Here is a 13,479-nt window from a genome sequence, read left to right on the forward strand (position 1 = left end):
GCGCGACGCAAACAGTTGCTAGGCGATAGTCGGATAGCACGCGCACCGTAACGCGCTACAGTAGGCGTACAACAGCCAAGGAGCTCAGGATGCGATCAGTTATGTTACTTGGATTGGCACTGTCACTCAGTGCCGCGGCCGAAGAGCCGGATTTAGACAACGGTGCGTTTTTACACGGCGACCACTGCATCGAGTGTCACATGATGGACGACCATGAAGCGCTGTACAGCCGCGAAAACCGACTGCCGTCGCGTTTTCGAATCAACGGCCAAGTCAGCGCCTGTGTTCAGGCGCTGGATTTGGGCTGGTTCCCCGAAGAAGAGTCGGACGTCGCGGCGTACTTGAACGCCACCTACTACCGCTACGAGGACTGACCCCGGCGGGACCGGCAACTCGCCACGGACTGCAAGACACCCATGCCCAAAGCACGCTAATGTCCGCACAATTTTTAGCCGAGGCGCCCCTGTGACTCTAGAACTCACGACCTTTTTGATCACCATCACCGCACTGACCGTGGTCCCTGGCGCCGACACTTTGGTCGTCATTCGCAACACCCTGCGCGGCGGGTTGATTGACGGCAATGTCACCAGCTTCGGCATCTGTTGCGGATTATTCGTGCATGCGGCGGTGTCCGCGGTGGGGCTGTCGGTGATAGTGATGGCCAGCCCGCTGCTATACGAGGCCCTGCAATGGGCCGGCGCGGGCTACTTGATTTGGCTGGGCATCAGTAACCTACGTCAAGCCGCGCGCGGTTATCAGTCGCACCAGCTAACCGCCAGCCAACCGGCCAGTCTGGGTCGAGCTTGGCGCCAGGGCTTTTTGTCCAACGTGTTGAACCCCAAAACCATCGCCTTTTACATGGCCTTGTTACCGCAGTTCGTTGACCCCGAGCACGCGCTGTCGCAATCCTTGGTGTTGGCCGGCATCCACTTTGTGATTGCCATGGCGTGGCAAGGACTGGTCGCCGGTGGCGTCAATCGCGCCCGGGTCTGGTTAACCCACCCGCGCGTTCGCCGCATCCTGGATGCCAGTGTCGGATCGATGCTGGTGGCCTTGGGTGGCGTGCTCGGTTTCAGCCGGGTTTAAGGCTTCACTGCGGGGCGCAGGCTGGTTGCGCCCAACCCAATCAGCGCGCAGCCCACCAGGACCACACCAAAGCCCGCCACCAAACTGAATTCGTGGGCCACAAAACCAATAATCGGCGGCCCCAATAACAAACCACCGTACCCCAGTGTCGCCACCCCGGCCAAGCCCTGGCCCGGCGTCAGCCGATCGTCATTAGCGGCGCGAATACACCCGAGTGGAAAAATTGGTGCCAAACCGACGCCGACCAGGGCAAAGCCGAGCATAACCCCGTAAAACCCAAGCGGCAGCACCACCAACAGCGTGCCGGTGGTGGCGATGGCACTGCATACGCGGGCCACGGCGACTGCACCCCAGCGTGCGACCCAGCCATCCGCCAGCATGCGCGCGCCGAACATGGTCAGTGAAAACAACGCAAAGCCCATCGCCGAGCGAGCCTCGTCGGTGCCGACCACATCACGCAGGTAAATCGCGCCCCAATCGGCAATCGCGCCCTCGCCCATGGCCGCGCACAGCATCAAGCCACCGACTAACCAAAGCGCCCCACTGGGCAGCGCAAAAACAGGACCGTCATCACCGGCGCGCCGGTGTTCGAAGGGCACGCGCGCCACCGCGATCCAACCCAGCGCCATCAGTCCACAAACCGAGGCAAAGTGGGTCAACACGTCCCAGCCTAACTTAATTGCCATAAATCCAACCAGCGCCCCGAATCCGGCGCCCAAGCTGAATACGCCGTGAAAGGCCGACATGACCGGTTTCGAGCGCCGGGCCTCGACCGCCGCGCCCCAGCCGTTCATGGCCACATCCAATGAACCAAAGAACGCGCCACAGATCGCCAGTATCAGCGCCAATGCCCAGGGGTTGGACGCCAGCGCCACACAGGGCAACAGCACCAAACACCCCAGTGCGGTGACCTTTGAGACCCGTGCCGAACCGACCTGATCCATCAAACGACCGGCCAGTGGAAACGCCACAATTGATCCCAAGGCGAAACACAACAAGACGCCGCCTAACTCCGCTTCGTTAAGCCCGTAACGGGTCTGAATCGCAGGGATCCGAGAGGCCCATCCACCAAACACGAAACCGGTCATGGCAAACAGGTAAGCAACCGCCATGAGCGGCGAAAAACGTGGCATTATTTGGGCCCTTTTTTAGCGTCACGCGATCACACCAGATGGGGGCCGCGGATGCAATCACAGCGAGACATTCAATGTCACTGCCCACGCACATGCATGCGGTTGAACTGATCGGTCACGGTGACCTGGATCAGTTGGTTTACCGCACCGATCGCCCGCTGCCAGCGCCGGCCACGGACCAGGTGCTGATCCAGGTCAGTGCCTGCGGCATCAACAACACCGACATCAATACCCGAATCGGCTGGTACTCCAAAAGCGTCAGCGCGGCCACCGATGCCGCGGTCGATGCGCTCGGCGATGACACCGATGCGACCTGGTCCGGCCAAGCCCTCAGCTTGCCACGTATTCAAGGGGCGGACGTGTGCGGTCGGATCGTTGCCACCGGCGCCCAGGTTAGCGACGATCGCATCGGCCAGCGCGTCATCGCACGCACCATGATGGCGGATCCGGACGGCGTCCCGAACGTTTGCTGGACGATGGGCAGCGAGTGCGACGGCGGTTTCGCCCAATTCGTGGTGGTTCGTGCCAGCGAAGTCTACGCCGTCGACAGCGCCTGGAGCGACGCCGAACTGGCCTCGATTCCGTGCGCCTATTCGACCGCTGAAAACATGCTTGAACGGGCCAATCTGGGCGCCGAACGCGTCTTAATTACCGGCGCATCCGGCGGCGTTGGCAGTGCCGCCGTACAATTGGCAAAACGCCGCGGCGCTAACGTCACAGCGATCGCGGGGCTTCCCAAACATGCGGACTTGCGGGCGCTCGGTGCCGACGCGGTGCACGACCGCCAGGCCGGATACACGGCGTTGCCCGAGTCTTCATTTGACCTGGTGGTTGACGTCGTCGGCGGCGATGACTTGTCTAATCTGTTACCGCTGATCAGGGTCGCCGGGCGCTATATTTGTGCCGGCGCCATTGCCGGACCGGTGGTCGATTTGGACCTGCGCACGCTGTACCTGAAAGACCTGACACTGATGGGATCGACCTTCCAACCATCCAAGGTATTTGAAAACCTGGTCGGTTACATCGAACGCGATGAAATCAAACCGCTGGTGGCGCGGACCTATCCGCTGGCCGACATTCACCAAGCCCAACGCGACTTCATGGCCAAAGGCTTTACCGGCAAGCTGGTATTGATCCCGCCGGGACTGGCCAATGTTTAGCTTCTTAAAAGTCAAAGCCGTGCCCACCTTGTTTTGGAGCTCGCCCACCGTATTCACCGTGCGCCCGCCGCTACTATCACTGGTGTTTTTAGTGATCGGCCTAACCCTGTTTGGGTTAGGTGAGGCGATGTTGGTCGCAGCCGGCATCGGCGTCAGCCCGTGGACCGTTTTTGCCCAGGGCGTCATGCTGCAAACCGGGTGGAGCCTTGGACTGGCCACGCTGGTGATTAGTTTCAGCGTGATTGCCTGCTGGTGGCCGCTGAAACAAGTACCCGGCATCGGCACCATCGCCAACGCGCTGATCATCGCAGCGGTATTGGAATTTGTGTTGCCCTGGTTGCCCCACGCGGACAGTTTCGCCAGTCAACTTGGCTACAGCATCGCCGGAATTTTGGTGACCGGTTTTGGTGGCGCGGTGTACTTGATTGCGAACCTGGGTCCGGGGCCGCGCGACGGTCTGATGACCGGGCTGCAACGGATTACGGCACGCCCCATCGCCCAGGTCCGTGGCGCACTCGAAATCGCCGTCGTCGTGATCGGCTTTGCCCTAGGCGGCACTGCCGGTTTGGGAACACTGTTGTTTGCCTTTGGCATCGGCCCGGCGGTTGCGCTGGGGTTATACGGGTGCGCACGTTTAACCGGATACCGAGGTGTTTTATGAAGTATGTCCCACCGCCGCTGCAAGCTTTGATCTGGGCCGGCATCGCCTGGTTATTGGTCGGCGCCTTTCCCGGCCAACGCCTGGAGTTGGCGTTCGGCCCCGCCTTGGTCGGCGTTTTATTGATCTTGGGTGTGGCGCTGGATGTGGTCGCCTTGAGCGCATTTTTCAAACGCAAAACCAGCATCAATCCAATTAACTTGGCCGGCACCGAGCAGCTAGTGACCGACGGCCCCTACCGCTACTCACGCAACCCCATGTACCTGGGGATGCTGTGCTATTTGTTGGCGCTGACGTACTGGCTGGACAATCCGCTGGCTGCGATCGCGCCGCTGGGGTTCATCATGGTCATGAACCGAACCCAAATCGCACGCGAGGAAGCCCTGTTGGCTGAAAAGTTCGGCGCCGCCTACCAGCGCTACTGCGAACAGGTTAGGCGGTGGATATAAACGCTTGAAACGCCGTACACCATCACTACACTACGCGGCCCCATTTTCAGCGGAACACCCTCGGCATGCACTGCGGCATTGACTACGGCACCAGCAACTCCTCCATTGGCCATGCCGATAACGACGACGGCATCACCCTTTACACCGTCGACGGCGACAGCACCCAACTGCCGTCCGTGATCTGGGCGCCGCGCCAATCCGCGCAGTTGGACCCTGCACAGCTAGAAGTCCAGATCGCGCGCGAAACAGCACGCGCCATCGAGGCACACCGGCGCCAGCAACCGAGCGCGCTGGACGCCGCCACCCGGGTCGAAATTGAGCAGCGCGCCCAGGCACTGAGCGAACAGCGACAACAGCTACGAACCCAAATCGCCGAGCAGGCGATTGACGACGTCGCAATCCGCGACGCCCAACGCGCCTGTGATCAAGAGGCAACCGCCATCGCCCAGCTTCGCGGGAGCCACGCGGAGGTATCGCCGGCCCAACGCCTGGACATCGAACAGCAGGTGCGCCGCCGCGTGATCCGGCGCATGGACAGCGCAGCACAGTCCGAGCAATCCTTCGCCGGCCTGCCCAACCTGGATCACGCCATCTACGGCGCCCAAGCCTTGGCCCAGCACCTCAACGATCCGTCGAACGGGCTGGTGCTGAAATCGCCAAAATCCTTGCTCGCCAGTGCCGGCCACTACCGGACCTTTTTCGTCGACCTGATCGGCGCCAGCTTGGAACGCCTAAAAAGCGTGGCCGAAACCCAAGCCGCCTCGACCCTCGACTCGGTCGTGCTGGGGCGACCGGTGCATTGGTCAACCACGCATGACCGCCAAAAGGATGCCGTCGCCAAATCGATCATGGCCGAAGCTGCCGAAACCGCCGGCTTCACCGCGGTCGAGTTTGAATTGGAGCCGATTGCCGCGGCGCGTAATTTCGAGCGCTCGTTGCGCCGCGAGGCGATCACGCTGGTGGTCGACATTGGCGGCGGCACGACCGACATTTCGATGCTACGTTTGGGCGGCACACAGCGGCGCCAGATCGGGCGCACGGATGACGTCCTGGGGTTCTCCGGAGTCCGCAAAGGCGGCAATGACCTGGATGCGATGATCGCGTTTTTCGGCGTTTGCCGGCGTTTTGGCAAGCAAACCCTGGGCGCTGGCGGCGTCATCGACAACCGCAACTCGCCGTTGTCTGCCAAGGTATTTGGCGATCTGTGCAACCTGTACGACGTTGCCATCGATCAGGACCTGGAACGACAGGCGGCCAAGCTCGACGAGCGGCTGAAAGGCTTGCCGGTCGAGTTGGTCAAACGCCTCGGACGCTTCCAAACGCTGATTCAACGGCAACTTAGGCCGCGTTTGCTGCTCGAATCCGAAGCGGTTAAAAAGGCTCTGACGGGCGCCGACTGCGTCGACTTTGATATGAGTTACATCGAACCGAGCCTGGCCCAAACGATCGACAGTGGCATGCTGCCCAGTGCTTGGCGGACCACCGTCGCATCCATTCGCACCGCTATTGACCGTTGCCAATCGGATGCCGGCGTCGACGCCGAACACATACTGATTACCGGCGGTTCGGCCCGCTCGACCCACCTGATCCAGTTGCTATTTGATCCCGCGACGCGCGCCCGCGTGGTCCATCAAGACCTCGCCGGTGACGTCGCCAAAGGCCTGTGTTTGAGCGCCCGCGAGACCTTTGGCTGAGCCTAGGCAGGGCCTAATAGCCGCCCGTTGACGCTGGGAATACCAGCCAGATGCTTAGGCCAAGGGCGATAACGCCCGTGGCCGCGCCGACCGCAAACACCCTCAAGCTGCGCGCGTTTGACCACAACAGCGCCACCAACGGCGTCAGCGACAACACAACCACTCGCCAGTCTAACTGGACCCAGTGCAAGGCCGACCACAGCACCGCCCACATCACAACCGCCACCGCCAACGGCTGAAAGCGCGCCGTGTTGAGCTGGACCAGCACGACACCGGCCACGCCAAAGCCGGCCGCCGAGGCCAACTGGAACAGCCGGATACTGCTGTCGGTCAACATCGCCAGTGCGACGATGAAAATCGGCGCCAACCACAGCAAACGATGCCATGCAACACCGTCCACAGACGGTCGCCGTGCCGCCACAATCGGCAGTGCCAACGTCAGCGCGGTAACGGCCCAGCCGGCGACGTCGATCTGGCTAATGAATTTGCCCGCGATCAACGCCAACAACGCCGCCGCCGAAACCGTTGCCACCGCGCGTGCCGCCCGCGCATGGGTGACCAGGCTCAACCCAGCAAACACCAACAATGCCACGGGCAAGGCATCGATAATCCCAAGTCCGCCGACCAGGGGCACACGGCCCTCGATTGAATACCACGCCGCCGCAAACGCGACCGGCGCCGCCACCGGCCAGGCCGGCGTATTGCGACCGGCATAGCCCAGCGCCACCGCGATTGCCAACGGCAACAGCAAGGACTGCCACACCAGCTCAATCATTACTGACGCACGCCTTCGATGTAGACGACCACGTCAAACTCGGCCGGGATACCCGGGACGCCGTAGTTCATGCCGTATTCAGTCCGATCCAGCGTTGTGCTGGCGGTCAATCCTTGGCGGTAGTTACCCCAGGGATCGTCGCCCTCGCCTTCGACCACCACGTCAAACGCCACGGTCTTGGTTACGCCCATCATCGTTAAATCGCCACTTAGCACGCCACCCGCCGCATCACCGGCATAGTTGGTCGACACAAAGGTGATCTCGGGGTACTGGCGTGAATCGAAAAAGTCGGGGCCGGCCAGGTGCTCGTCGCGTTTGCCATGATTGGTATCAACCGACGCGGCGTTGACCGTGACGGACAGCTCCACCGTCGAAAAGTCATCCGCATGACGGTAGGTGCCGGCCATTTCGTTGAAGCGACCCGGCAACTTGGCGAACCCCAAGTGGCTAATCAAAAAAGTCGCCACCGAGTGGGTCTCGTCAATTTTATAGTCGCCCGCAAAGGCAGTCGACGAGGCCAACAAGGCCGCGCTAATCAAAGTCATTTTCATGGTTCAGTCCCTAACAGTGAATGAGGGAACTAGTGTCTGCTCTATTTTTAGTGGCGAATACGTCCGATCAGTGCAGTGGATTCGTTCCAATAATTCACCAATCGAACGCAATATCAGCAGGATTAGGGCCGGCACACCGAAAATTCCGCCACGGCATCCCGGTTAATCTCGATGCCGAGGCCAGGACCGGATGGGATCGCGACCACACCCTTGACGTGCTCGATTGGCGTCGTCACCACGGCCTGACGAAAGGGATTTTCGGTCCGGTCGAATTCCAATATTGGCTCGATCGGGTTACGCCGCGGCGGACTGGGCACCATCGCCGCAATGAATTGCAAACTGGCAGCAATCTGAACCGCGGTCCCCCACACGTGTGGTACCAACCGAATACCATGTAGGCCGGCAAAATCCGCGATCCGACGGCACTCGCTAAAGCCACCCGCCCCACACAAATCCGGTTGCAAGATATCGATACAGCGCTGTTCGACCGGGGCTTGCATGCCCCAGCGCCCGTGCCAGGTTTCACCACCGGCGACGGGGATGGGCTGTCCAGCTTTGACTTCAGCATAGGCCGCCAATAATTCAGGCAGGACGGGCTCTTCAAACCAGTCAATCCGATGGGGCGCGGCGCGACGGCCGACCTCAATCGCCTCGATCACATCGTAGCCATGATTGCCGTCAATCATCAGCCGCATGTCCGGCCCGATGACGTCACGCACGGTGCGGATAATTTCTAGGTCCTGCTCGACGTCAAAGCCAATTTTAATTTTGACCGCATGGAAGCCTTGGTCGCGATAGCCGGCCACTTCCGCTGCGATGTCCGCGACCGGATCGACGCCGTCTTTGCGGAACGAGCCGGTTGCATAGGCCTTGACGGACTCACGAAACCGCCCGCCCAGCAAGGTCGATACCGGCACGTCGAAAAACTTGCCCTTGATGTCCCACAACGCGACGTCGATACCGGACAGTGCGGTCACGCTGATGCCGCGCTGGCCCTGGTCACGAAAGGTGTGGTAGAGCTGAGTCCACAGCTTTTCGGTCTCCAGCGGATCGCGCCCCAGCAGCAACGGCGCATAGGCCGCCACCATCGCCGCATTCGGCCCGGTCGGGCCCAAACATTCACCCCAGCCAATCAGGCCATTGTCGCATTCGATTTCGACCAGCATATGCTGGCGACGATCAAAACGCGCCGAGGCGCTTTCAAAGGCTTGCTCCAACCGATGGTCCAGCACATAGGTATCGACGCGAGTAATCTTCATGCGCGGTGCTGCTCAATCAGTTCCTTCAGCATCCCCGCCTCGTAGTCGGTCAAATCGGTCAAGGGCGCGCGCACCGGGCCGGCGTCAAACCCGACTGCGCGAACTCCGGACTTGATCGCCGACACCGCGTAGCCTTTTTTGCGGTTGCGAATTTGCATAAAAGGATAGAAAAACGATTGCAGGATCTGCTCGGTCCGGGGCCGGTTACCCGCGCGCAGTTCGCGGTAAAACTCGCACGCCAAGCCCGGTACGAAATTGAACACCGCCGACGAATAGGTGGTGAAACCGGCGCCTAAATAGGCCTCGGCAAACAGCTCCGCCGTCGGCATGCCACCGAGGTAAGTCAGCCGATCCCCCATTTCAACCGTGATCTGGCGGACCAAGCCAATATCGCCCGTGCCGTCCTTGAACCCGATCAGGTTCGGGCACACATCGCACAGGCGCTTTAAGGTGTCGGGCAACAACACGCTGTTGCCGCGGTTATAGACCATGACACCGACCGAGACCGCGTCACACACCGCCTTGATATGGGCATACAGGCCCTCTTGCGGGGCATCAATCAAGTAATGCGGCAGCAACAAAATGCCGTCGGCACCGGCCGCTTCGGCTTGCTGGGCAATACGCACCGCCATCGCGGTGCCGTAGCCACAGCCGGCGATGATTGGGGTGTCACCCGCGGCGGCTTTGGCGCTGCGGACAATCGTTGGAATTTCACTCGGATCCAGCGAGAAAAGCTCGCCAGTGCCGCCGGCGGCAAACAAAGCAGTCGCTTCAAATCCGGACAGCCAATTGACGTGGCGCTCGTAGACGTTGGCATTAAAGCGATCTTGGTCATCAAAGGGTGTGACCGGGAAAGACAACAGGCCTGCGCCTAATGCCGACTTTAATTGGGTGGGATCCATGTGCGTTACCCTTGGTTATTGTTTGTGAATTCGAGTCTAGCCGGGCGCGGCGAGCTGTCAACAACTTGTATTACAAGTTTCACTCAATCATGGCGCGGTAGCGCACACTGCTGCCCTCAAGGTGGGCGCGCATCGCTGCCCGCGCAGCGCCTGGATCGCTCTGGCTAATGGCCGATGCAATGGCCTCGTGCTCGCCCTGAATTTTACGCAAATAATCGGCCGAGACCTGGTCCTCGCCCTCGCCTGAAATTCGGCGGCGCGGGATGATGCTGCTGCCGATCATGTTCAAAAATTCGGCAAAGCGCGGATTGTTGGTCGCCAAGGCAATGCTCTGGTGAAAGGCAAAGTCGGCGTCCGCGGTGGGTTCGGCCCGGTCCAACGCGCTCTGAAAGGTAGCGCAGGCTTCCAGTACCCGCCCCTCTTGAGCCGGTGAGCGACGTTCGGCCGCCAGCCCCGCCGCCTCTATCTCGACCGCCGCACGCAACTCCAACAATTCGATCGCCGACGACACCCGGCTGGGATCCACTGGCTTCAACAACTCGTTGCCAAACCGGGTCTGGCGGATGACATACACACCCGCACCTTGACGCGATTGGACCAGCCCGCACGCACGCAAGACCGCGATCGCCTCGCGCACCACCGTTCGGCTGACGCCGTGGGTGGCAGCCAAACTGGATTCGCTCGGCAGTCGGTCGCCGACGGCGAGGGCGCCGCTGGCCAGCAGTTGCTCCAATCCGGCCGCGATGGCACGGGCTTTGGTTTGCGCGGGACTGGCGGCTGGCTTCACGGGGGTACCTCGGGTGTGGTGGGTGAACTGAACGCGCAGTCTCGAATATTCCAACGGCGACGACAAGTCGCTAAAATCTGTGATACAAATTAAAGGCTTTTTATTGAACCGATCCACTGCGAGATAACTTTGAAAAAACTGTTGATTACGGGCGCCGCCGGCGGGCTGGGACAGCTACTGCTGGAGCCACTTGGCCAGCTTGCCGACTCCCTTCGCCTGACCGATATTGTTGACGCCAGCGACCGCGCCCAGGGCCACGAATTCATCCGTGGGGATCTGGCGGACGCGGCGTTTGTCGATGCCGCAGTCGCCGGCTGCGATGGCATTTTGCACTTGGGCGGCATTTCGGTTGAAGACCAGTTTGAGAAAATTCTGAGCGCTAACATTGCCGGCCTGAACAACCTGTATGTTGCGGCACAGCGCCACGGCCAACCGCGCATTATTTTCGCCAGTTCCAACCACACCATCGGATTCCATCCCAGTGGCGCGCGCCTTGATGTGCACTCGCCGACCCGTCCCGACAGCTTTTATGGCGTATCCAAGTGCTTTGGTGAGTCGCTGGCGTCGATGTATTATGAGAAAACCGGCCAGCAAACGGCGCTGGTTCGGATCGGATCCTGCGTCCCCAAGCCGCTGGATATCCGGATGCTGTCGACTTGGCTGAGCCCGCGTGATTTTATAGATTTGATTGCGCGGATTTTTGCGGTCGACACGCTAGGGTGCCCGATTATTTACGGCGCCTCGGCGAACGGCCAAGGCTGGTGGGATAACCGCCATGTTGACTGGCTGGGATGGCACCCCCAAGACGACGGCGAAACCTTTCGCAGCGAAATTGAAGCGCGCACCAGCGCAGCCGATCGTGCCGAACTACTCATTCACCAGGGCGGCCGTTTCGTCACGGCGCCACTGCCCCACTTATCATAGGACTGAACAATGCTGACCGGAAAACACCTGATCGCGGGCCAATGGATGGACGCCGCCGACACCTTTGACTCATCACCCGCCAGCGGCCCCGCACACCGTTTTTATAGCGGTACGCCGGCGCTGGTCGATCAGGCTGTCAAGGCCGCCGAAGCTGCCTACGAAAGCTATGCGTTTTTGCCCGACGCGACCCGCGCTGCGTTTTTGAACCGCATTGCCGATGAAATCGAAGCCCGTGGCGATGAAATCACCGAAATTGGCGTCCAAGAAACCGGCCTGCCCGCGGCCCGACTGCAGGGCGAGCGCGGCCGCACCACGGGCCAATTACGGTTATTTGCCAGCCATATCTTAGCCGGCGACTACTTGGATGTGCGCCATGACGAAGCGCTGCCCGAGCGCGCGCCACTGCCGCGGCCGGATCTGTGGTTGATGCAGCGCCCGGTCGGCCCCGTGGCCGTGTTCGGCGCGTCAAACTTTCCCTTGGCATTTTCCACCGCCGGCGGCGACACCGCCTCGGCACTGGCCGCCGGTTGCCCGGTCGTGGTTAAGGGTCACTCGGCCCACCCCGGCACCGGCGAATTGGTGGCCCAGGCCATTGACGCCGCGATCAAGGCACTGGATCTGGATCCCGGTGTGTTCTCGTTGGTCCAGGGCGGCAACCGCAGCGTCGGCGAGGCACTGGTCCAGCATCCGCTGATTCAGGCCGTTGGGTTCACCGGCTCGCTGGGCGGCGGACGCGCCCTGTTCGATTTGTGTGCACAACGCCCGACCCCCATACCGTTCTTTGGCGAACTGGGATCGGTCAACCCAATGTTTGTGCTGGCGGATGCGCTCGATGCCCGCGGCGCCCAGATCGGGGCCGGCTGGGCCGCGTCATTGGCCATGGGTGCGGGCCAGTTCTGTACCAACCCCGGCGTTGCCGTGGTGGTCGCAGGCGACGGATTCGACGCCTTCCAGCAAGCGGTGTTGGACGGCTTACAGGCGACCCCCGATCAGACCATGCTGACCGACGGCATCGCCCAAGCCTACCGTGACGGCAGTGCCCACATTCAATCCATTGAAGGTGTGGAGCAATTGATCGGCGCCGAATGCGGCATCCGTGCGGCCGCGCCCTACCTGTTCAGCGTCGACGCCGCCACCTGGTTGGCGGCCGAGGCGTTATCGGAAGAGGTCTTCGGTCCGCTGGGCATCATTGTTCGCGCCGAATCAGCCGAGCAAATGCAGCAGATCGCCCGCGGGCTAAAAGGCCAGCTGACCTGTACCTTGCACCTGGACGATGGCGACCATGCGGTGGCGGCGGCGCTGTTGCCGGTGCTGGAACGCAAGGCCGGGCGACTGCTGGCGAATGGTTTCCCAACCGGCGTCGAAGTCAGCGACACCATGGTTCACGGCGGGCCCTACCCGGCCTCGACCAACTTCGGTGCGACCTCGGTCGGAACCATGGCGATCCGCCGCTTTATGCGCCCAGTGTGCTACCAAAACATGCCGGCTGACTTGCGTCACAGCCAGTTGCGGTAGGTCATATGTCCCGCTGCATTTTGGTCATGGGCGTTTCCGGCACCGGTAAATCGACGCTGGGAGGCGCCCTCGCCACACGGTTAGGTGGGCGCTTTGTTGACGCCGACGATCATCACTCGGCGGCTAATGTGGCCAAGATGAGTGCGGGTCAGGGACTGACGGATGATGATCGCTGGCCTTGGTTGGCGCAGGTCGCGGCGGTCTCCCAGCCGCGCGCGAATGAAACCGTGGTACTCGCATGTTCCGCGCTAAAAGCCAGCTACCGTGATCGTTTACGCGACACCATTCCCGGGTTAGCGGTGGTCTTTATTGACGGCGATGCCGACACCCTGCACGCGCGTTTATCGGCGCGCAGCGACCATTTCATGCCGCCCAGTCAAGTCGCCCTGCAATTGCAAACGTTGGAGGTTCCCACTCCGAACGAGCTGCTGTGCGCGGTGGGGCTGGATGACCCGACCTCACAGCAAGTTCGGACCATCGAGCGCGCACTGTCCCGATAGCGGCCGCAACCAATGCCGCCAGCTCTGAATCCGGCGGCATTAGCTGCGCGCATCCTCAGTGGCTAACGGTAAACCTCGGGGTCAGC

General features: G+C 61.3%; 15 protein-coding genes. 9 read left to right on the forward strand and 6 right to left on the reverse strand.

Annotated elements, in window-relative coordinates:
- Positions 1-89 precede the first annotated feature (89 nt).
- A complete protein-coding gene (locus GH975_RS07720; RefSeq protein WP_153713971.1) occupies positions 90-374 on the forward strand; it encodes a cytochrome c in 285 nt (94 codons plus the stop codon).
- Between the two features lie 91 nt (positions 375-465).
- Positions 466-1,086: a LysE family translocator gene (locus GH975_RS07725; RefSeq protein WP_153713972.1), complete on the forward strand. Its 621-nt coding sequence runs from the start codon at positions 466-468 to the stop codon at positions 1,084-1,086.
- Here the strand turns inward: GH975_RS07725 and GH975_RS07730 are convergent.
- Complete coding sequence (locus GH975_RS07730) at positions 1,083-2,219, reverse strand: MFS transporter (RefSeq protein WP_153713973.1); 1,137 nt, start codon at positions 2,217-2,219, stop codon at positions 1,083-1,085. The two genes, GH975_RS07725 and GH975_RS07730, sit on opposite strands and share 4 nt — an antisense overlap.
- Positions 2,220-2,293: 74 nt before the next feature.
- Here GH975_RS07730 and GH975_RS07735 point away from each other — a divergent pair, with 74 nt between their 5' ends.
- From GH975_RS07735 to GH975_RS07750, 4 genes are all read left to right on the forward strand, one after another.
- Positions 2,294-3,379: an alcohol dehydrogenase family protein gene (locus tag GH975_RS07735; RefSeq protein ID WP_153713974.1), complete on the forward strand. Its 1,086-nt coding sequence runs from the start codon at positions 2,294-2,296 to the stop codon at positions 3,377-3,379.
- The gene (gene yczE, locus GH975_RS07740) at positions 3,372-4,040 is read left to right on the forward strand and encodes a membrane protein YczE (protein ID WP_153713975.1); all 669 of its coding nucleotides are present in this window, start codon (positions 3,372-3,374) and stop codon (positions 4,038-4,040) included. The genes GH975_RS07735 and yczE overlap by 8 nt, the downstream gene beginning before the upstream one ends.
- Entirely contained in the window at positions 4,037-4,486 is a 450-nt protein-coding gene (locus GH975_RS07745) for a methyltransferase family protein (protein WP_153713976.1), read from the forward strand. The genes yczE and GH975_RS07745 overlap by 4 nt, the downstream gene beginning before the upstream one ends.
- A gap of 65 nt (positions 4,487-4,551) precedes the next feature.
- Positions 4,552-6,180 carry an Hsp70 family protein gene (locus GH975_RS07750; protein WP_153713977.1) on the forward strand — a complete coding sequence of 543 codons (1,629 nt, stop codon included), beginning with the start codon at positions 4,552-4,554 and terminating at the stop codon, positions 6,178-6,180.
- Between the two features lie 13 nt (positions 6,181-6,193).
- Here GH975_RS07750 and GH975_RS07755 read toward each other — a convergent pair whose 3' ends face one another.
- The 5 genes from GH975_RS07755 to GH975_RS07775 form a co-directional block, all read right to left on the reverse strand.
- Entirely contained in the window at positions 6,194-6,955 is a 762-nt protein-coding gene (locus GH975_RS07755) for a hypothetical protein (RefSeq protein WP_153713978.1), read from the reverse strand.
- Entirely contained in the window at positions 6,955-7,506 is a 552-nt protein-coding gene (locus GH975_RS07760; RefSeq protein WP_153713979.1) for a YceI family protein, read from the reverse strand. Before GH975_RS07760 ends, GH975_RS07755 begins: the two co-directional genes overlap by 1 nt.
- 122 nt (positions 7,507-7,628) lie before the next feature.
- Positions 7,629-8,765: a mandelate racemase/muconate lactonizing enzyme family protein gene (locus GH975_RS07765; RefSeq protein WP_153713980.1), complete on the reverse strand. Its 1,137-nt coding sequence runs from the start codon at positions 8,763-8,765 to the stop codon at positions 7,629-7,631.
- Positions 8,762-9,667 (reverse strand): 5-dehydro-4-deoxyglucarate dehydratase, encoded by a 906-nt coding sequence (gene kdgD / locus GH975_RS07770; RefSeq protein WP_153713981.1) that lies wholly within the window; start codon positions 9,665-9,667, stop codon positions 8,762-8,764. The genes GH975_RS07765 and kdgD overlap by 4 nt, the downstream gene beginning before the upstream one ends.
- Positions 9,668-9,746: 79 nt before the next feature.
- Complete coding sequence (locus GH975_RS07775; protein WP_211365787.1) at positions 9,747-10,454, reverse strand: FadR/GntR family transcriptional regulator; 708 nt, start codon at positions 10,452-10,454, stop codon at positions 9,747-9,749.
- A gap of 129 nt (positions 10,455-10,583) precedes the next feature.
- On the opposite strand from GH975_RS07775, the gene GH975_RS07780 reads away from it, so the two are divergent.
- From GH975_RS07780 to GH975_RS07790, 3 genes are read left to right on the forward strand one after another with little or no spacing between them, the layout of a single operon-like run.
- Positions 10,584-11,378 carry an NAD-dependent epimerase/dehydratase family protein gene (locus tag GH975_RS07780; protein WP_153713982.1) on the forward strand — a complete coding sequence of 265 codons (795 nt, stop codon included), beginning with the start codon at positions 10,584-10,586 and terminating at the stop codon, positions 11,376-11,378.
- 9 nt (positions 11,379-11,387) lie between these two features.
- Positions 11,388-12,893 (forward strand): aldehyde dehydrogenase (NADP(+)), encoded by a 1,506-nt coding sequence (locus GH975_RS07785; protein ID WP_153713983.1) that lies wholly within the window; start codon positions 11,388-11,390, stop codon positions 12,891-12,893.
- Between the two features lie 5 nt (positions 12,894-12,898).
- Positions 12,899-13,393 carry a gluconokinase gene (locus tag GH975_RS07790; protein WP_153713984.1) on the forward strand — a complete coding sequence of 165 codons (495 nt, stop codon included), beginning with the start codon at positions 12,899-12,901 and terminating at the stop codon, positions 13,391-13,393.
- Positions 13,394-13,479: the final 86 nt, after the last annotated feature.

The organism is Litorivicinus lipolyticus, assembly GCF_009650135.1.
GTDB classification, from domain to species: Bacteria; Pseudomonadota; Gammaproteobacteria; order Pseudomonadales; family Litorivicinaceae; genus Litorivicinus; species Litorivicinus lipolyticus.